We start from the raw sequence: 18,566 nt of genomic DNA, 5'->3' as shown, positions 1-18,566 counted from the left end.
TCGTATGCGACCGCTTCGGTACGGCTTCAGGCCGCTACGAGATAGGAGAAGACCGATTCCAGCGACTCGTCCGAGGGCGAGACGGCGAGGAGCCGGATGCCGTGGTCGCGGGCGACGCGCGGCAACAGGGTGGTGAAGCGGCCGAAGTCGACGGCCTGGATGCGCAGTGCGCCCTCTTCGAGGTCGACCTCGATGCCGGACGTCGAGGGGTCGGCGATCAGCGCGGCGGCCAGCGCCCGGTCGTCGTCGGACCGTACGAGGTAACGGTGCGGCCGGTCCGTCATCAGCCGGCGGATTCGGCGGAAGTCACCGGAGGCGGCGTGCCGACCGGCCACGATCACCTCGATGTGGGACGCCAGTTGCTCGGCCTCTTCGAGGATGTGCGAGGAGAACAGCACGGTGCGGCCCTCGTCGCCCATCCGCCGCAGCAGCTCCATCAGCTGCATGCGCTGGCGCGGGTCCATGCCGTTGAACGGCTCGTCGAGCAGCAGCACGGACGGCTCGTGCACCAGCGCGGACGCCATCTTCACGCGCTGCCGCATGCCCTTGCTGTACGTCGAGATGCGGCGGTCCTGGGCGTACTCCATGTCGACCGTGGCCAGCGCACGGGCCGCCTCCTTCCGGCCCAGACCGTGCAGTTCGGCGTTGGCGCGCACGAATTCGCGCCCCGTGAGGAAGTCGTACATCGCCTCGCGCTCCGGCACGATGCCGATGTCACGGTAGATCGACTCGTTGCGCCAGACGGTGCGGCCGTCGAGCGTGACGGTGCCGCTGGAGGGCGCGAGGAAGCCGCCCATCATGTTGAGCAGAGTGGACTTGCCCGCGCCATTGGGGCCGAGCAGACCGGTCACTCCAGGCGCGATGGTCATCGTGATGTCGTTCACGGCAACGACATTTCCGAACCAGCGGGAGACATTTTCCATCTTGACCGAGGTCACAGTCCGGCCTTTCGGTAGCGGCGCATCAGCAGGGCGAGCGAGCCGGCGATGATGCCCAGCACGACGAGGAGGTACACGAATCCGGCGCCCGTGGACGGGCCGATCCCATTGGGGGCCGCCGAGGTCGCGCCCAGGAAGGCGCTCTGTACGCCGTCGATGAGGGTGATCGGGGAGAACAGCCCCAGCCAGCCGATGACGTCCGTGTTGCCCTGGGCGAAGGCGATGCCCTGGATGGCGCTGACCGCGGCGTACGGGATGGTCAGTACGGCGATGACGGCGGCGACACCGAAGCCGCGGCGGGGCGTGAGCGCGGCGATGACCAGCCCGATCGCGGCGAAGAGCAGCGAGAGCAGGGCCACCGACACCAGGCCTTGGACGAACCCCTTCGTCTGCTCGGCGAAGTCGAGTTTCGCCAGCAGCGCGCCCGCGTACAGGATCAGCAGCGGCACTGCGGTGAGGAGGAACAGCGCGCCACTCATCGCGGCGTACTTGGCCGCTACGTAGTCGGCGCGTTCGATCGGCCGTGAGAAGTACAGCGGCACGGTCTTGAATCGCAGGTCGCGGGAGACCGACTGGGGTGCCTGTGCGGCCAGGAAGAGGCCGATGACCGCCTGCAGGTAGACCGCGTAACGGGTGTAGTCCAGGGGCAGGTCGCGCGCCTTGGTGAAGACCGTGACCGCCACGAGGATCGCGGCCGGTACGCACATCACCGCCAGCAGGATCATCGGCAGCACCTTCGTGCGCGCCGAGCGGCCCAGCCCGTAGGCACCGCGCAGGCTCTGGGAGAAGAGCGAGCGGCGGGCGTACGCGCGTCCCAGCCGGGCGCCGTCGTAGTGGCGGTAGCCGATGTCGTGGATCGAGGCGGCGGGGCCCGGGCCGCCCGTGGGGGCGGTGGTGGACTCAGGCATCGGGGGCTCCTGCGGGGGCTGCTTCGGGGGCTGCGGGGCGCACGGTGGCGTCCGTACGGGCGGGGGCGGCGGCGCGGTCGCCCTCGTGGCCGCTCTCGTGGTCGCGGTCGCGGAAGACCTCCGCGATGCGGTGCCGGCGCTGTTCCATGCGGACCAGGCCGAGACCGAGCTCCGCGACCGTGTCCCGGACCAGGTCGTACGTCTCCTCGCCGGCGGCCTCGACGTACAGCAGGCGGCCGGTCGCGGCCGGCCGCCCTTCTCCGGGGCCGGCCGCGGGGCCGGTCACCGCGCCGGCGGCCGTCAGCGCCTCGCGCAGCGCGCGCAGCCCGTCCGGATACGCGTCGGAGTCGGTGACCTCGATGGCCAGCGAGGTGGTGGCCTGGGTGAACTCGTCCGTGGCCGAGGAGCGCAGCAGCTTCCCGCCGTCGATGACGACGACGTGGTCGCAGGTGCGCTCCAGCTCACCGAGGAGATGCGAGGTGACCAGCACGGAGATGCCGAAGTCGCGGTGGACGCGGCGGATCAGGCCGAGCATCTCGTCGCGCCCCGCCGGGTCCAGACCGTTGGTGGGCTCGTCCAGGAAGACCAGCTGGGGGTCGTGGACGAGCGCCTGGGCCAGCTTGACGCGCTGCTTCATGCCGGTGGAGTAGCCCCCGATGGGGCGGTAGCGCTCTTCGTAGAGGCCGACGTGGCGCAGGGTGTCGGCGGTCCGCTCCCGGGCGGCGGTCGGCGGCAGCCCGGACATCCGCGCCATGTGGACGACGAACTCGGTCGCCGAGACGTCCGGTGGCAGGCAGTCGTGCTCGGGCATGTAGCCGACCCGCTCGCGGATGGCGCCGCCTTCGGTGGCCACATCCAGGCCGAGGACCGCGGCGGTGCCTTCGCTGGCGGGCGACAGGCCCAGCAGGATCTTGATCAGGGTGGACTTTCCGGCGCCGTTGGCACCCACCAGGCCGGTCACGCCGGGGGCGATGTCAACGGAGAGCCGGTCCAGGGCGGTCACCCGCAGGAACCGCTTGCTGAGGCTTTCGGTCGCGATCACAGTCACGCAGTCGACGCTAGTGTCGCGCGCCACACCGGGCGTCACCCCAGACGGCTGGATGTCCGTCCGACTCCAGGCGTAGCGCCCCGTAGGGGGTCCTGCGAGGGGCTGAGGGGCTGAGGCGAGCCGGGCCGGTGGTGCGGACCGTGGTGATCTCTCGCGGCCGCTGCGGAGTTTTCCACAGGCCGTGACGGACCCTTGACGCAGCCGTCGACCATTGTCACATTCATCAGTGTCAAGTTACGCGCACGTACCGCGACGGAACGGTTGGCGATGACCACAGCAGCGACCGCGAGCACAGCAGCGACCAGGAGCGGAGCCGCAGCCCCGGGACCGGGCGCGGATCTCCAGGGATTCAGGGAGGTCCAGCGGCTGGCGTACGCCTGCGCCGAGGCGGTGGCCGCGCAGCTGAAGCCGGGGGTGACCGAGCGCGAGGCGGCCCGCATGCAGCGCCGCTGGCTGCGCGAGCGGGGCGTCACGGACTGGTTCCACCTGCCCTTCGCCTGGTTCGGCGACCGCACGGCCTTCGCGAACTTCCGCGTCCCGCTGCAGTTCTTCCCGACGAATCGAGTGCTGGAGCCGGGGATGCCGTTCATCCTCGACATGGCTCCGGTGTACAAGGGATACACCGCGGACATCGGGTACTCCGGCTGCCTCGGCCTCAGCCCGCTGCACGACCGGCTGCTGGCCGACCTGGAGGCGCACCGCGAGCTGATCCTGCGCGAGGTGCGCGAGCGCCGGCCGCTGCGCGAGATATACGAGGACGTCGAGCGCCTCATGATCCGCCAGGGATATGCGAACAGGCACCGCGCGTACCCCTTCGGCGTGATCGCCCACAAGGTCGACCGCGTGCGCGAACGTCGTTGGTCGCCCACGCTGTTCGGGTTCGGCACCCAGTCGCTCAAGGGCCTGGCGTCCGATGCGCTGCACGGTCACCGCGAGGGCTGGTCCCCGCTGTGGAGCCCGTACCGCTTCTCCGACCATCCGCCGCAGCCCGGGCTGTGGGCGGTCGAACCGCACCTCGGATTCCGGGGCACCGGCGCGAAGTTCGAGGAGATCCTGGTCGTCACCGACTCCCGGGACCCCGAGGAGAGCGCCTTCTGGCTGGACGACGATCTGCCGCATGTGCGGCGCTGGCAGGAGGAGAAGGCGGCGTGAGCAGGGCACGTGGTGAGAGCGGGGAAGCGATGAGTACGGGACTCGAGTGCGCGCGGGAGCGCTGGGTGCGCACGGGCGGCGTGGAGCTGTGCGTGGCGGAGCTGGGCGACCCGTCCCGGCCCACGGTGCTGCTGGTGCACGGCTATCCGGACAGCAAGGAGGTCTGGTCGCGGGTCGCGCCGCTGCTGGCCGAGCGCTTCCATGTGGTGCTGTACGACGTCCGGGGCTGCGGCCGGTCCACGGCGCCGCAGCCGCTGCGCGGCGGATACACCCTGGAGAAGCTGACCGACGACTTCCTGGCGGTGGCCGACGCCGTCAGCCCGGACCGGCCCGTCCATCTGGTGGGGCACGACTGGGGTTCGGTGCAGTCCTGGGAGTTCGCGACGGTCGAGCGCACACAGGGCCGGATCGCGTCCTTCACCTCGATGTCCGGCCCGTCCCTGGACCACTTCGGGCACTGGATCAAGAAGCGCATGGCCCGGCCCACCCCGCGCCGTGCGGCCCAGTTGCTGAACCAGGGCGCCAAGTCCTGGTACGTCTACATGCTGCACACCCCGGTGCTGCCCGAGCTGGCCTGGAAGGGCCCGCTGGGCAAGCGCTGGCCGAAGATCCTGGAGCGCGTCGAGAAGGTCCCGGCCGGGGAGTACCCGACCGCGTCCCTGCCCACCGACGCCGCGCACGGCGCCTGGCTGTACCGGGACAACGTCCGGTCCCGGCTGCGCCGCCCGCGCGCGGACGCGTTCGCGCACTGCCCGGTCCAGCTCATCACCCCGACCGGTGACGCCTTCCTGTCGGAGCGGCTGTACGACGAGCTGGAGCAGTGGGTCCCGCAGCTCACCCGCCGCACGCTGCCCGCCAAGCACTGGGTGCCGCGGACCCGCCCGGACCAACTGGCCGCCTGGATCGAGGAGTTCGTCACGGCCAAGGAGGAGGGCGATCCGGCCAGAGGGGCCGCCCCGCGCGGGCGGTACGCGGACCGGTTCGGCGGCAGCCTGGTGCTGGTGACCGGCGCGGCGAGCGGCATCGGGCGGGCCACGGCGTTCGCGTTCGCCGAGGCGGGCGCGCGGGTGGTCGCGGTGGACCGCGATGCCGAGGGGGCGGCGCGTACGGCGGACCTGGCGCGGCTGATCGGGGCGGGTGCCGCCTGGTCGGAGGCGGTGGACGTCAGCGACGAGGCGGCCATGGAAAAGCTCGCCGAGAAGGTCGCCGCCGAGTACGGCACGGTCGACGTTCTGGTGAACAACGCCGGCATCGGCCTGTCCGGCTCGTTCCTGGAGACCACCACCGAGGACTGGAAGAAGGTCCTGGACGTCAACCTCTGGGGCGTCATCCACGGCTGCCGGATATTCGGTCGGCAGATGGCCGAGCGCGGCCAGGGCGGCCATATCGTCAACACCGCCTCGGCCGCCGCGTTCCAGCCCTCCCGGACGCTGTCCGCGTACAGCACGTCCAAGGCGGCGGTGCTGATGCTCAGCGAGTGCCTTCGCGCCGAGCTGGCCGGGCAGGGCATCGGGGTCAGTGCCATCTGCCCCGGCCTGGTGAACACCAGCATCACCACCACCTCGCACGTCGCCGGGGTCTCGGCCGAGGAGGAGCAGCGCCGCCGGTCCAAGGCCGCGCGCCTCTACGGTCTGCGCAACTACCCCCCGGAGAAGGTCGCCGACGCCATCCTGCGCGCGGTGGTCCGCAATCAGGCGGTCGTGCCGGTCACCCCCGAGGCGCGTGGCTCCCGCGCCCTGTCCCGCTTCGCGCCGCGCGCCCTGCGCGCGATAGCCCGGATAGAGCCGCTGTAGGCGTCGCCACGGCACCGGCCGGAGGGGCCGGTGCCGTGCGATGGCGGCGGGCCCGGAGGGGCTGTTGCCGGGGTGGCGAGAGTCGGCCGGGGCGTTACCGCGCCGCCGCACACGGTCGTACGATCCTTCGCAGGAAGGGTCGCTGCGCAGGGCCGCCCGGTACCGCGCGTACTCCCCGGCCGTCCGGGCGGCGCGGGCACGGTGGGCGCGCGGCCATCTCGTGAGGAGCACCGCATTGACCGAGCAGCACGGCCCCGCGGCCGAGTACCGCATCGAGGAGCTGGCGCACCGGAGCGGCACCACGGTCCGTACGATCCGCGCGTACCAGGACCGTGGGCTGCTGCCCAAGCCGGAGCGCCGGGGCCGGGCGAACGTCTACGCCGACGCGCACCTCGCCCGGCTGCGGCAGATCTCGGACCTGCTGGACCGCGGGTACACCCTGGCCAGCATCAAGGACCTGCTGGAGGCGTGGGACGCGGGTCGGGGGCTGAGCGGGGTGCTGGGCCTGGTCGCCGAGATCGACGGGCCATGGACGGACGAGGAGACCGGCCGGATCTCCCGCGAGGAGCTGAACGCGGCCTTCGGCGGCAGCCCCGACGAGGCGGCGGTGGCCGACGCGGTGGAGCTGGGGGTGCTGGAGCCGGTGCCGGGCAGCCCGGAGGAGTTCCTCGTGCCCAGCCCGCAGGAGCTCGCGGTCGCGGCCGAGCTGCACTCCGCGGGCGTGCCACTGCCCGCCATCTCAGGTCATCTGCGGGAGCTGCGGGTGCAGGTGGAGCACATAGCCTCGCGCTTTCTGGACTTCACCACCGAGCATGTCTTCCACCAGTACTTCGACCACCCGCCGAGCGACGCCGAGGCGGAGGAGGCGGCGGGCCTGGTCCGTCGGCTGCGGCCGCTGGCCCAGCAGACCGTTGATGCCGAACTCGCGCGTGCCATGCGGACGTTGGCGAGCCGCTATCTGCGCCATCAGCTGCACAGCAAGGTCCCGGAGCGGCAGGCCGCCACCGAGCAGGTGGCGCTGCCGGCCGCCACGGTGCAGTCCGTCCGCGACCTCGTCGGCCCGGCGGGCGTCGCGGCCTTCATTGCCGCGGCCACCGAGCGCGAGGTGAACGCCCGCCGGATGGACTCCCTGGTGTCGCACGCCGACCGCACGGGCCCCGCCGGCCCGGCGGACGGCTGATGAGAGGGCCGGGCCCCGTCCGTTTCACGTGAAACATCCGCCTGCGGATCTACAGCCCGGGCGCTCCCCACACCGGGAACCAGCGGCTCAGGTCCTTCTCCACGGTCAGGTCGTCGCCGAGCAGGGACCGTACTTGGAGTTCGAGCGGGTTGTCGCGCTTCTCGCCGGAGCCGGAGAGCGGGGCGAAGGGATAGAACGTGCCGCGCTTGTAGAGGTAGACCAGGGCCAGCGAGCGGTCCCGCTCGTCCCGGAAGCCGATCAGCGAGCAGAGCAGCTGCGGTCCGAAGCCGCCGTCCTGGAGCGTGGTGTTGACCGCGTGCAGGTCGTTGACCAGGCCCGCGGTGTCCTCCGCGGCGTGCCGGGCGAGCATCCAGGTGTAGCCGTACTGGTCCTGGCTGAACTCCACCGGCGGGCCGAGCAGCGCCCGTACATCGGCCCGGATGCGGGCGAACGCCCCGCCCTCGACGCTCGCGAAGCAGACCGATCCCCGGCCGGTCGGCGTGAACCCGGTCGCGGCCTGCAGGGTGATCGCGGCGGACGGCAACGCGAAGAGCTGGTCGAGGTCGGGGCGCACCGCCTTGCTGCGGCCGAGGATCACGTCCAGAAAACCCATGCGGTGGCTCCTAGAGGCTGGAGGAGTGGTGCCGTCCCGGCCCGTTCACGGGCGACCCAGCTGGGCGGAGATACGGCCGAGCTGGTCCAGGCGCTGTTCCAGCGTCGGGTGGGAGGAGAGCAGCTGGACGGCGTTCGCCTTGGAGAACGCCGGGGCGAAGTAGAACGCGTTGAACGGCTCGGCCTTGCGCAGGTCACGGGTCGGGATCTTCGCCATCTGGCCGGTGACCTTGGTGAGCGCGGCGGCCAGCGCGGACGGCCGCCCGGTGAGCAGGGCGGCGGCCCGGTCTGCCGACAGCTCGCGGTAGCGGGACAGCAGCCGGGTGAGCAGAAAGCTGATGACATAGACCACCGCGCTGACCGCCGTGACGATCACGATGGCGAGGGCGGCGTTGTTGTCCCGGTTGCTGCGCCCCACACCGCTCCAGAGCGCCGCCCGGGTGATGATCCCGGCCAGTACGCCCAGGAACGAGGCGATGGTCATCACCGCCACGTCGCGGTGGGCGACGTGCGACAGCTCGTGCGCGAGCACCCCCTCCAGCTCCTCGGGCTCCAGCCGCCGCAGCAGCCCGGTGGTGGCACAGACCAGGGAGTTCTTCTGGTTGCGCCCGGTGGCGAAGGCGTTCGGTACGTCGCTGTCGGCGATGCAGACCTTCGGCTTGGGCATGTCCGCGAGCGCGCACAGCCGGTCCACGGCGCCGTGCAGCTCGGGTGCCTGCTCGGGGGTGACCTCACGCGCGCCCATGGCGAACGCCGCGATCCGGTCGCTGAACCAGAACTGCCCGATGAACAGCACAGCCGAGATCAACAGCACGAACAGCCACGCGCCCTTGAGCAGCACCACCAGCACGCCGACGACCACGACGTACAGCAGGCCGATGAGGAACATCGTCACGACCATGCGCGAGGTCAGCCCGCGGTCCGGGGCGAATCGGGTCTCTGCCATGAGGTCCTCCAGCCGGACGGTCCAGCGGGCCACCCGTACGACGACGCCTCTGCCCCGATTCTCCCTCTTGATTCCGCTTTGGTTCCTCTTGGCGGGGCAAAGGGCCGTGATCATTTCCCTCGCTCCGGGCGCTTCCCGGCCCTTGCACCGCCACCGGCGGCCCTTTCGCCGCCCTCGGCGGGCTTTCGCCCGTCGGCGCCCTTACGCCGCCAGCTGTGCCATGCCCTCCGTCGCGATCCGCTCGAACACCGACAGGTCCGCCGCGAAGATCGTGTCGTCGATCGGCCAGTGCAGCACGATCTCGTCGATGCCCAGCTCGCCATGGCGCCCCGCGAAGTCCACGAACGCGTCGACGGAGTCCAGCGGCCGGTCCGGCGTGAAGCCGGTCAGCAGGGTCTTCGGCAGCTTCCCGGCGTCCCGGCCGACGGCCTCGCACGCCGCGCCCAGCTTCTCGATCTGCCCGGCGATCGCGGCGTGCGACTGCTCGGGCGTCCCGGCGGCGGACACCTTCGGGTCACCCGTGGTGACCCACGCCTGGCCGTACCGCGCCGCAAGCCGCAGTCCGCGCGGCCCGGTGGCCGCCACCGCGAACGGCAGCCGCGGCCGCTGCACGCACCCGGGGACGTTGCGCACCTCGTGCGCGTTGTAGTGCTCGCCCTCGTACGTGACCGCGTCCTCGGTGAGCAGACGGTCCAGCAGGGCGACGAACTCGGCGAAGTGATCGGCGCGTTCGCGCGGCGTCCACGGCTCCTCGCCGCCGCCGAGCAGGGCGTACGCGTCGAAGCCGTTGCCGCCCGCGCCGATGCCCAGCGTGATCCGGCCGTCGCTGATGTCGTCCAGCGAGATCAGCTCCTTGGCGAGGGTGACCGGGTGCCGGAAGTTGGGGGAGGTCACGAGGGTGCCCAGCCGCATACGGGAGGTCGCGGCGGCGGCCGCGGTCAGCGTGGGCACCGCGCCGAACCACGGCCCGTCCCGGAAGGGCACCCGCCAGGAGAGGTGGTCGTAGGTGTACGCGGCATGGAAGCCCAGCTCCTCGGCTCGCTGCCACACCTCCCGCCCGCCTTCGGACCAGCGGCGGACGGGCAGAATCACGGTGCTCAGTCGCATGTCACCGAGCCTACGGTGGGCACGGACCAAGAGCGCGTAAAGCTCATGCGGGCAACCCAGCGCACGCCTGTGCGCGCATATGCGGGAAGATGGCCTGGTGACTGATGGCCCTGTGACAGACGATCCCGCCGCCGAGCCACCGCTGCCCGGCCGCCGCACCCGGCTGATCGCCACGGACCTCGACGGCACCCTGCTGCACGACGACAAGACCGTCTCGGACCGTACGATCGCCGCGCTCGCCGCCGCCGAGGAGGCCGGTATCGAGGTCTTCTTCGTCACCGGCCGGCCGGCCCGCTGGATGGACGTGGTCAGCGACCATGTGCACGGACACGGCCTGGCGATCTGCGCCAACGGCGCCGCCGTCGTCGACCTGCACCGCGGCCGCCGCATCGTCGAGGTACGCGCGCTGGAGCGGACCGCGGCGCTCGGCGTCGTGGAGGCGCTGCGCGCCGCGGCACCGGGTACGTCGTTCGCCGTCGAGCGCACCGGCGGCATCCACTACGAGCCGCAGTACCCGCCGTTCCACCTCGACCCGGGTGCACTGATCGCGCCCATCGAGAAACTGCTCGACGACGGGTTCGAGAAGGCCGGCGAGCCCGTCCTGAAGGTCCTCGCGCACCACTCCGAGCTGGACCCGGACGCGTTCCTCGCGCTGGCCCGCGAGGCCGCCGGCCACCTCGCGTCGTTCACCCGGTCCAGCCCCACTGCGCTTCTGGAGATCAGCGGCGCGGGCGTCAGTAAGGCCGGCACGCTCGCCCGTTGCTGCGCCGAACGCGGCATCGCGCCGCACGAGGTGGTCGCGTTCGGCGACATGCCGAACGACCTCGAGATGCTGACCTGGGCGGGTACGTCGTACGCCATGGCCAACGCGCATCCGGACGTACTGGCCGCGACCACCCACCGCACGGCGGGCAACAACGAGGACGGCGTCGCCCTCGTCATCGAACGTTTGATCGACCGACTGCTGAAGGAACGATCCGGCGGAACGCCGGCTCCCGGCTGACCCGCTCGTACCGCTGACGGTCAGCGCATCACACTCGTACGCCGCGCCCGCGCAGCCAGTGGAGCGGCTCGATCGCCTCGTCGGTACCGGGGCCGCGCCGCACCTCGAAGTGCAGATGCGGCCCGGTGGAGTTCCCGGTGTTCCCGGACAGGGCGATCGGCTGCCCGGCGCGGACCCGCTGCCCCGGGCGCACCAGTACCGCCGAGAGATGCGCGTACTGCGTGTACGTACGCCCGCCGTGCCGCACGACCACGCTGATCCCGAACGGGCCCCCGCACTCCACCGCCGTCACCCGGCCCCGGCCCACCGACCGCACGGGCGTGCCGACCGGCACCGCGAAGTCCTGTCCCGTGTGGCGGTGCGACCAGTGCGCACCGGCGCCGCCGTACGAGGCCGACAGCGCGTACCCCGTCACCGGCCGGGTCCACCCCCGCCCGGGCGCGGCAGCGGGCGCGAGGAGCCGCGCGGCCGAGGCCACCCGGTCCGGCGGACCGGCGCAGCCGCCGGACCCGGCAGCGCCCGTCACCAGCCGCCACAGCCGCCCGCGCGCCCGGTCCAGGCTGCGCCCGATGCGCGCCCGCTCGCCGGCCAGCCGCTGCTGCCGTGCGTCCAGGGCCCGCGTACGGCCGGCCGCCGCCGCGCTCCCCGCCGCCAGCTCCCGGCTCGCGCGCAGCGCCGTGCGCGCCCGGGCCGCCACGGCGCGCTCCCGCCGCTCGGCAAGCCGGTGGCCGCGCAGCAGGTCCTCCGGGGACGCCGCGGCCAGCACGCGCACGGCGTAGGACAGCCCGCTGCCGGTGCGGTACTGCTCGGCCGCGATCCGCCCGGCGGTACGGCGCAGCGCCGCCGCGGTACGGCGTTCCCGGCGCAGCCGCTCGGCCAGCCGCCCGGCGCGGGCCCGCTCCGCCCTGGCGGCGCGCAGGCCCTCCTTGTACGACCGGCCGGCCCGGCTCGCGGCCGCGTCGAGCCGCTGCACCTCCAGGCGCGCCCGGACCAGCCGACCGGCTCGCCCGCGCGCGGCGGTACGGTCGCGCGCCGCCGTGCGGCCGGACCCGCCGCTCTCGTACCGCGCGCCGCCTGCGCGCTGTACCTCGGTACCGTGTCGCGCCGCGCTCTCGTGGCGCGACACGTGCCCCGGCGGCGCCGCGCCCTCGTACGCGGTGGCGGCCACGGCCGGGCCCACGGGCGCGCCGCCCGTGAGCAGACCACCGGGCAGCAGCCCGCCCAGCACGATCGTGAACGCGCACACGACGGCACCGCGCCGGCGGGCGCGCGGCCGGCCGGCGCGGCCCCTACGTGGCGCGCGTGCCTCCGGACGGCACGACAGACCTGGATGCATGGGCAGATAGTGGCGCGATCAGGACGCGGGGCGAGGGAGCGTGGTTCCTGCTCCCGCGCGTAAGCCACCGAACGGAGCACACGCGTCCGGCCACCTGGGGGAGCCGGACGTACGCACCACCTGGAGCAGCGACAGCGCAGCCCGTTAGAGCGGCGCCTCCCATGTGACCATCGTGCCCGCACCCTCCTCGCCGAGCCCCGGCCCGTACGTACTGGACCCGCCCAGCGCCTCCGCCCTCCGGGCGAGGTTCTTCAGGCCGCTGCGCCGGCCGCCCTCGGGGATGCCCACGCCGTCGTCGGCGACCGTCAGCCGTACTGCGTCCCGCCCGTCCGGCAGCGTGGCCGTGGCGTCCACGACGACCTCGATACGGGAGGCGTGGGCGTGCCGGAAGGCATTGGACAGCGCCTCACGGAGCGCGGCGATCAGGTTCTTGCCGGCCGACTCGCCGACCCTGGCGTCCACCGGGCCGACGAAGTTCACCGACGGCTGGAAGCCCAGCGGCACCGCCGCCGTGCCGATCTCGCGCAGCACCCGTGTGCGCAGCCCCGCGGGCGCCTCGGCGGGCCCTTGTTGCAGAGCGAAGATCGCCGTACGGATCTCCTGGATCGTCACGTCCAGCTCGTCGACGGCCTTGCCGACGCCCTCCCGCACCTCGGGCACCACGGCCTTGCGCGCGGCGCCCTCCAGCATCATCCCGGTCGCGAACAGCCGCTGGATGACCAGGTCGTGCAGGTCCCGGGCGATCCGGTCGCGGTCCTCGTAGACCGCCAGCCGCTCGCGGTCGCGCCGCGCGTCCGCCAGGACCAGCGCCAGCGCGGCCTGCTGGGCGAACTGGGTGGCCAGCGTGCGCTCCGCGGCGGTGAACTGGCGCGCGCCCCGGGCCCGCGGCGTGGCGAGAGTCCCCAGGACGCGGCCGCCGCTCTTCAGAGGCAGCAGCATGCTGGGCCCGAAGTACGGCGCGACCTCGGTGACCATGCGCGGATCGGTCGCCGAGTCCTCCACGAACACCGGTTCACCGGCGAGGAGGGTGGCGGTCACCGGGCTGTCGGGCGGGATGTGCGTCCCCGTGAGCCGTACGGGGTCGTCCGCGGCCGCGGCCACGATCTCCAGCCCGCCGTCCGCCTCGGGCAGCAGCACGATCCCGGCCGCCGAGTCCGCCAGCCGCCGGGCCTGCTCGGCGACGACCGCCAGCGACTCGTCCACGTTGCTGCCCGCGAGGAGCGCGGTGGTGACGGCGGCCGCGCCGTCGATCCAGCGCTCGCGCTGCCGGGTCGCCGCGTACATCCGGGCGTTGCCGATCGCCAGGCCCGCCTCGGTCGCGAGCACCCGCACCATGTGCAGGTCGCCCTCGGTGAACTCGCCGCCGCCGCGCTTCTCCGTCAGGTAGAGGTTGCCGAAGATCTCCCCCTGTACGCGGATCGGCACCCCGAGAAACGTGCGCATCGGCGGGTGCCCGGGCGGGAAGCCGGCCGCGCGCGGGTCCTGCGTGAGGTCGGTCAGGCGCACCGGCCGGGGATCGTGGATGAGCGCGCCGAGCAGGCCCTTCTGGCCGTCGGGCAGCGCGCCGATCCGCCGGTGGTCCTCCCCGGTCACGCCGTACGTCACGAAGTCCGACAGACCCTCGCGCGCCTCGTCGACGATGCCGATGGCCGCGTACCGGGCGCCGGCCAGCTCGGCAGCGGTCTCCACGATGCGGTCCAGCGTGACGTGCAGGTCCAGGCCCGCGCCGACGGTCCGCATGGCCTCGAGGAGGCGCGGCAGCCGGGCGGTGATCTGCGGGGCCACCCCCTGGAGGCTGCGCGTCGCCTCCGTGGCGGCGTCCATGGTGTCGCCATCGGAGTCCCGCGCGGGGCCCTCCGGCGCTCCGGGCCCGCTCGCTGAACCTGCCGTGGCTGCCATGCCCCGAGCCTAGTAAGTCCTTTTTGTCAGGGAAAGTCGCGGCCGTTGCACGGCTCGCCCGCTGCCCTAGGGGCGGGCCGCCGCGGCGTACCGCGCGTCCGTCGCCCGCTCCCGGTCCCGCATCCGCCGGAACGGTCCGTCGGCCGCGGCCAGCTCCTCGTACGGGCCGCGCTGCACCACGCGCCCGCGGTCCAGTACGAGGATCTCGTCGACCGCCTCCAGACCGGCCAGCCGGTGCGTGATCAGGACCGTCGTCCGGCCGCTGGTCACCTCCAGCAGGTCGGCGGTCAGCGCGTCGGCGGTGGCCAGGTCCAGGTGCTCGGCCGGCTCGTCCAGCACCAGCACGGGGAAGTCCGCGAGCAGCGCACGGGCCAGCGCGAGACGCTGCCGCTGCCCGCCGGACAGCCGCGCGCCGTGCTCGCCGACCAGCGTGTCCAGCCCGTCCGGCAGCCCACGCACCCAGTCCGCGAGCCGGGCGCCCGCCAGCGCCGCCCAGAGGGCCGCCTCGTCGGCGTCCGGCCGGGCCAGCCGCAGGTTCTCCCGCACCGAGCTGTCGAAGAGGTGCGCGTCCTGCGCGCACAGCCCGACCAGCCGCCGTACCGCGTCGCCGTCCGCCTGCTGCGCGTCCACCCCGCCGAGGGTGTACGCACCGGACTCACGGTCCAGGAAGCGCAGCAGCACCTGCGCGAGCGTGGTCTTGCCCGAGCCCGACGGGCCGACGACCGCGATCCGGCGGCCGGGCGCGAGCGTGAAGCCCACCCCGTCGAGCGCCGGCCGCGCCTGCCCGGGGTGCCGGGCCGTCAGCCCGCTCACCACCACCGGGAACGGCGACTCCGGTACCGCCACCGGCTCGGCCGGCTCGCTGACCGGCGCCGGCGCGTCCAGTACCTCGAAGACCCGCTCGGCGGCGCGGCGGGTGCGCTGCCGGTACTGCACGGCCAGCGGCAGCCCGGCGACCGCCTCGAACGCGGCCAGCGGCGTCAGTACGACCGCCGCCAGGCTCACCCCGTTCAACCGCCCGTCGTGCACGGCCTGTACGCCGACGACCGCGGCGGCCGCGACGGTCAGTCCGGTCAGCAGCGCGATCAGCCCGGCGCCGGCACCGGCCGCCGCGGCGGACCGGGAGGCCACCGCCGTCAGGTCGCGGTCCGCGCGCCGGGTGCCGGCCAGCCGCTCCCGCAGCGCGCCCGCGACCGTGAGTTCGGCCGTACCGGTGAGGAGGTCGACGACGCGCGCGGAGAGCACGCCGCGGGCCGGGGCCAGCCGCCGCTCGGCCCGCCGCGCCAGCGCGCCGGACGCCAGCGGTACGACGACGCCCGCCAGCAGCAGCCCGGCGGCGAGCACCGCGCCGGCCTCGGGCAGCAGCCAGGCGGTGAACCCGGCCGAACCCGCGCCGACCACGACGGCCGCGCCCGCCGGCAGCAGCCAGCGCAGGAAGTAGTCCTGCCCGGCGTCCACGTCCGCGACCAGCCGGGACAGCAGGTCGCCGCGGCTGCGGTCGCGCAGCCCGGCGGGCGCGAGCTTTTCCAGCCGCCGGTAGGCCGCCACGCGCACGTCCGCCAGCATCCGGAACACCGCGTCGTGCGCGACCAGCCGCTCGGCGTACCGGAAGACGGCCCGGCCGATGCCGAACGCGCGGGTCGCGGTGACGGCGACCATCAGGTACAGCACCGGCGGCTGCTGCGAGGCCCGGGAGATCAGCCAACCGGAGGTGGCCATCAGGCCTACGGCACTGCCCAGCGCGCAGCTGCCGAGCAGCAGCGCGAGGGCGAAGCGGCTGCGGTGGGCGCGGGCCAGTCGCCGGAGGCGGGCCAGCGCGGGGGCCTGCGCCTGCGTCTCGGCGTCGTGGTCGGTGCCGGGGCTCCGGGGGTGGTCGTCGGACTGCTTCGCCTGTCGTCCGGCGACGGCCCCCTCCGCCCCGGCCCCTCCCGTTGTCACGGCGGGTGCAGGTGCGTTGCGGTGTCCGGCGGCGAGGTGGACGACTCGGTCCGCCGCCTGCAGCAAGGCCGGGCGGTGGGCCACCAGGAGGACCGTGCGGCCCTCCGACAGGCGGCTTACCGCGTCCACTACGGACTCCTCGGTCGCGCCGTCGAGGTTCGCGGTGGGCTCGTCGAGCAGGAGTACCGGGCGGTCGGCGAGGAACGCGCGGGCGAGCGCGAGTCGTTGGCGCTGGCCGGCGGAGAGGCCGGCGCCGGACTCGCCGAGCCGGGTGTCGGGGCCGTCGGGGAGCGCGTCGACGAAGCCGAGCGCGCCGGCGTCGCGCAGTGCGGCCCGCACCGCCGCGTCGTCGGCGTCCGGCCGGGCCAGCCGCACGTTCTCGGCGACCGTGCCGGCGAAGAGGTACGGGTGCTGCGGCACCCAGGCGATACGGCTGCGCCAGTCGCCGGGGGAGAGGTCGGTGAGGTCCACGCCGTCGATCAGCACCCGGCCCGCCGCCGGTGCGGTGAAGCCGAGGAGGACGTTCAGCAACGTGGTCTTGCCGGCACCGGACGGGCCCGTGAGCGCCACCGTCTCTCCCGCCGCGACCTCGAACGACGTCTGCGCGAGGGAGGGTTCGGGGCGCCCGGGGTGGCGTACGACCAGGCCGTCCACGACGATCCCGGTGCCGGCGGGCGCCTCGCGTGTACCGCCGTGGCCGGCCGCCGCTTCGGTCTCCAGTACCGCGAAGATCTCCTCGGCGGCCGCCAGCCCCTCGGCCGCCGCGTGGTACTGCGCGCCCACCTGCCGCAGCGGCAGATAGGCCTCGGGCGCCAGGATCAGCACCATCAGCCCGGTGGACAGGTCGAGGTCGCCGTGGACGAGCCGCATACCGACACCGACCGCGACCAGCGCGACCGAGATCGTGGAGAGCAGTTCCAGGGCGAAGGAGGACAGGAAGGCGATGCGCAGTGTGCGCAGCGTGGCCCGGCGGTACTCGCCGGTGATGGTGCGGATCGCGTCCGCCTGGGCCTTGGCCCGGCCGAAGACCTTCAGCGTGGGCAGTCCCGCGACGACGTCGAGGAAGTGGCCGGACAGCCGGCTCAGCAGCTTCCACTGCCGGTCCATCCGCGACTGGGTCGCCCAGCCGATGAGGATCATGAACAGCGGGATGAGCGGGAGCGTGACGACGATGGTCGCGGCGGAGATCCAGTCGCCGGTCACGATGCGGACGAGCACGGCGACGGGTACGACGACCGCGAGGCCGAGCTGCGGGAGGTAGCGCGCGAAGTAGTCGTCCAGCGCGTCGATGCCGCGGGTGGCGAGGGTGGTGAGCTCGCCGGTCCGCTGGGTACCGAGCCACGACGGGCCGAGCCCGGTCGCCTTCTCCAGCAGCCGGGTGCGCAGTTCGGACTTCACTGCCGCGCTCGCCCGATGCGCGGCCAGTTCGGTCAGCCAGGAGACCAGCCCCCGGCCGACCGAGACCAGCGCGAGCAGCAGGAGCGGCGTGCTCAGGCCGCCGAGGTCGAGGTCGCGCTGGAACGCGCCGACGACGACCTCGGCGATGAGCATCGCCTGGCCGATGACCAGGCCCGCTCCGGCAAGGCCGAGCATCACCACCGCGGCGAGGAAGAACCGGGTGGCACGGGCGTACCGAAGCAGGCGCGGGTCGATCGGTTTCACGTGAAACATCCGTCCTGGCGTGCGTAACGGAAGGGGGTCAGTGCGCGTCGGCGATGTGCTGCGTGCCGATGCGCTTGCGGAACACCCAGTACGTCCAGCCCTGGTAGAGCATCACGAGCGGGGCCGCGATGGCTGCGCACCAAGTCATGATCTTCAGGGTGTACGGGCTGGACGCGGAGTTGCTGACCGTGAGGTTCCAGCTCTCGTTCAGCGAGGACGGCATGACGTTCGGGAAGAGCGTCAGGAACAGCATCACGATCAGCGCCGCGATGGTGACGCCGGAGAACGCGAAGGACCAGCCTTCCCGTCCGAACATGTTCGCCGCCAGCGCGGCGAGCAGCGCGACCGCCGCCACGACCAGCGCGACCACGCTCTTGCCGTCGCCCGTGTCGATCTGCGTCCAGACCATGAAGGCGAGCGCCAGCCCCATGGCGATCATGCCGAGGAACGAGGCCGTGACGCGCGCCCGCTCCCGGATGGAGCCCACCGTCTTCAGCGAGGCGAAGACCGCGCCGTGGAAGGTGAACAGCGCCAGCATGGCCAGGCCGCCGAGGATCGCGTACGGGTTCAGCAGATCGAGCGGGGTCCCGGCGTAGTTCTTGTCGGCGTCGATCTTCACGCCCCCGACGATGTTGCCGAAGATCACTCCCCACAGCACCGGAGTGAGCAGCGAGGTCCAGAAGATCGCGTTCTCCCAGTTCTTCTGCCAGCGCTCCTCGTCCCGCTTGTGGCGGTACTCGAAGGCCACACCGCGCACGATGAGGCAGAGCAGGATCAGCAGCATCGGCAGGTAGAAGCCCGAGAAGAGCGTGGCGTACCACTCGGGGAAGGCCGCGAAGGTCGCGCCCGCCGCGGAGATCAGCCACACCTCGTTGCCGTCCCAGACCGGGCCGATGGTGTTGATGAGGACCCGCCGCTCGCTCCGGTCACGGGCGAGCAGCTTGGTGAGGACGCCGATCCCGAAGTCGAATCCTTCGAGGAAGAAGTACCCGACCCACAGAAAGGCGATGAGGACGAACCAGACGTCATGAAGGTGCACAGCTG

14 protein-coding genes are annotated in these 18,566 nt (G+C 73.0%); 4 read left to right on the top strand and 10 right to left on the bottom strand.

Translation table 11 applies throughout. The features are described from left to right. Positions 1–26: 26 nt before the first annotated feature. The 3 genes from IF04_RS0120590 to IF04_RS0120580 are packed head-to-tail and all read right to left on the bottom strand — an operon-like array spanning position 27 to position 2,894. The gene (locus IF04_RS0120590) at positions 27–923 is read right to left on the bottom strand and encodes an ABC transporter ATP-binding protein (RefSeq protein ID WP_425428434.1); all 897 of its coding nucleotides are present in this window, start codon (positions 921–923) and stop codon (positions 27–29) included. 11 nt (positions 924–934) lie between these two features. After that, positions 935–1,846 (bottom strand): ABC transporter permease, encoded by a 912-nt coding sequence (locus IF04_RS0120585; RefSeq protein WP_051831394.1) that lies wholly within the window; start codon positions 1,844–1,846, stop codon positions 935–937. After that, the gene (locus IF04_RS0120580) at positions 1,839–2,894 is read right to left on the bottom strand and encodes an ABC transporter ATP-binding protein (protein WP_051831444.1); all 1,056 of its coding nucleotides are present in this window, start codon (positions 2,892–2,894) and stop codon (positions 1,839–1,841) included. The genes IF04_RS0120585 and IF04_RS0120580 overlap by 8 nt, the downstream gene beginning before the upstream one ends. Before the next feature lie 267 nt (positions 2,895–3,161). Between IF04_RS0120580 and IF04_RS0120575 the strand changes: the two genes are divergently transcribed. From IF04_RS0120575 to IF04_RS0120565, 3 genes are all read left to right on the top strand, one after another. Next, complete coding sequence (locus IF04_RS0120575; protein WP_078600532.1) at positions 3,162–4,046, top strand: M24 family metallopeptidase; 885 nt, start codon at positions 3,162–3,164, stop codon at positions 4,044–4,046. A gap of 29 nt (positions 4,047–4,075) precedes the next feature. Next, complete coding sequence (locus IF04_RS0120570) at positions 4,076–5,839, top strand: SDR family oxidoreductase (RefSeq protein ID WP_030259642.1); 1,764 nt, start codon at positions 4,076–4,078, stop codon at positions 5,837–5,839. Between the two features lie 235 nt (positions 5,840–6,074). Beyond that, complete coding sequence (locus tag IF04_RS0120565) at positions 6,075–7,019, top strand: MerR family transcriptional regulator (protein ID WP_037960029.1); 945 nt, start codon at positions 6,075–6,077, stop codon at positions 7,017–7,019. 49 nt (positions 7,020–7,068) lie between these two features. Here the strand turns inward: IF04_RS0120565 and pspAB are convergent, their stop codons facing one another. The 3 genes from pspAB to IF04_RS0120550 form a co-directional block, all read right to left on the bottom strand. Beyond that, on the bottom strand, positions 7,069–7,632 hold the full coding sequence (gene pspAB / locus IF04_RS0120560) for a PspA-associated protein PspAB (RefSeq protein ID WP_030259636.1): 564 nt from the start codon (positions 7,630–7,632) through the stop codon (positions 7,069–7,071). A gap of 45 nt (positions 7,633–7,677) precedes the next feature. Next, on the bottom strand, positions 7,678–8,577 hold the full coding sequence (gene htpX, locus IF04_RS0120555; protein ID WP_030259634.1) for a zinc metalloprotease HtpX: 900 nt from the start codon (positions 8,575–8,577) through the stop codon (positions 7,678–7,680). Between the two features lie 201 nt (positions 8,578–8,778). Further along, a complete protein-coding gene (locus IF04_RS0120550) occupies positions 8,779–9,684 on the bottom strand; it encodes an LLM class flavin-dependent oxidoreductase (RefSeq protein ID WP_030259632.1) in 906 nt (301 codons plus the stop codon). Between the two features lie 79 nt (positions 9,685–9,763). Here IF04_RS0120550 and IF04_RS0120545 point away from each other — a divergent pair, with 79 nt between their 5' ends. Further along, positions 9,764–10,687 (top strand): Cof-type HAD-IIB family hydrolase, encoded by a 924-nt coding sequence (locus IF04_RS0120545; RefSeq protein ID WP_051831393.1) that lies wholly within the window; start codon positions 9,764–9,766, stop codon positions 10,685–10,687. A gap of 28 nt (positions 10,688–10,715) precedes the next feature. Here IF04_RS0120545 and IF04_RS0120540 read toward each other — a convergent pair whose 3' ends face one another. From IF04_RS0120540 to cydB, 4 genes are all read right to left on the bottom strand, one after another. Then, a complete protein-coding gene (locus IF04_RS0120540) occupies positions 10,716–11,933 on the bottom strand; it encodes a M23 family metallopeptidase (RefSeq protein ID WP_051831392.1) in 1,218 nt (405 codons plus the stop codon). Positions 11,934–12,167: 234 nt separating this feature from the next. Next, positions 12,168–13,847, bottom strand: coding sequence for a GAF domain-containing sensor histidine kinase (locus IF04_RS0120535; RefSeq protein ID WP_030259628.1), 1,680 nt, complete (start codon positions 13,845–13,847; stop codon positions 12,168–12,170). Between the two features lie 141 nt (positions 13,848–13,988). Beyond that, positions 13,989–17,531 carry a thiol reductant ABC exporter subunit CydD gene (cydD, locus tag IF04_RS0120530; RefSeq protein WP_245654448.1) on the bottom strand — a complete coding sequence of 1,181 codons (3,543 nt, stop codon included), beginning with the start codon at positions 17,529–17,531 and terminating at the stop codon, positions 13,989–13,991. 28 nt (positions 17,532–17,559) lie between these two features. Beyond that, positions 17,560–18,561 (bottom strand): cytochrome d ubiquinol oxidase subunit II, encoded by a 1,002-nt coding sequence (cydB, locus tag IF04_RS0120525; RefSeq protein ID WP_030259625.1) that lies wholly within the window; start codon positions 18,559–18,561, stop codon positions 17,560–17,562. Positions 18,562–18,566 lie beyond the last annotated feature (5 nt).

The sequence above is a fragment of the Streptomyces violens genome, assembly GCF_000717745.1.
Taxonomy (GTDB): Bacteria; Actinomycetota; Actinomycetes; order Streptomycetales; family Streptomycetaceae; genus Streptomyces; species Streptomyces violens.
Note: the sequence above shows the minus strand (reverse complement) of the source record. Positions and strands in the feature narration are given on the sequence as shown.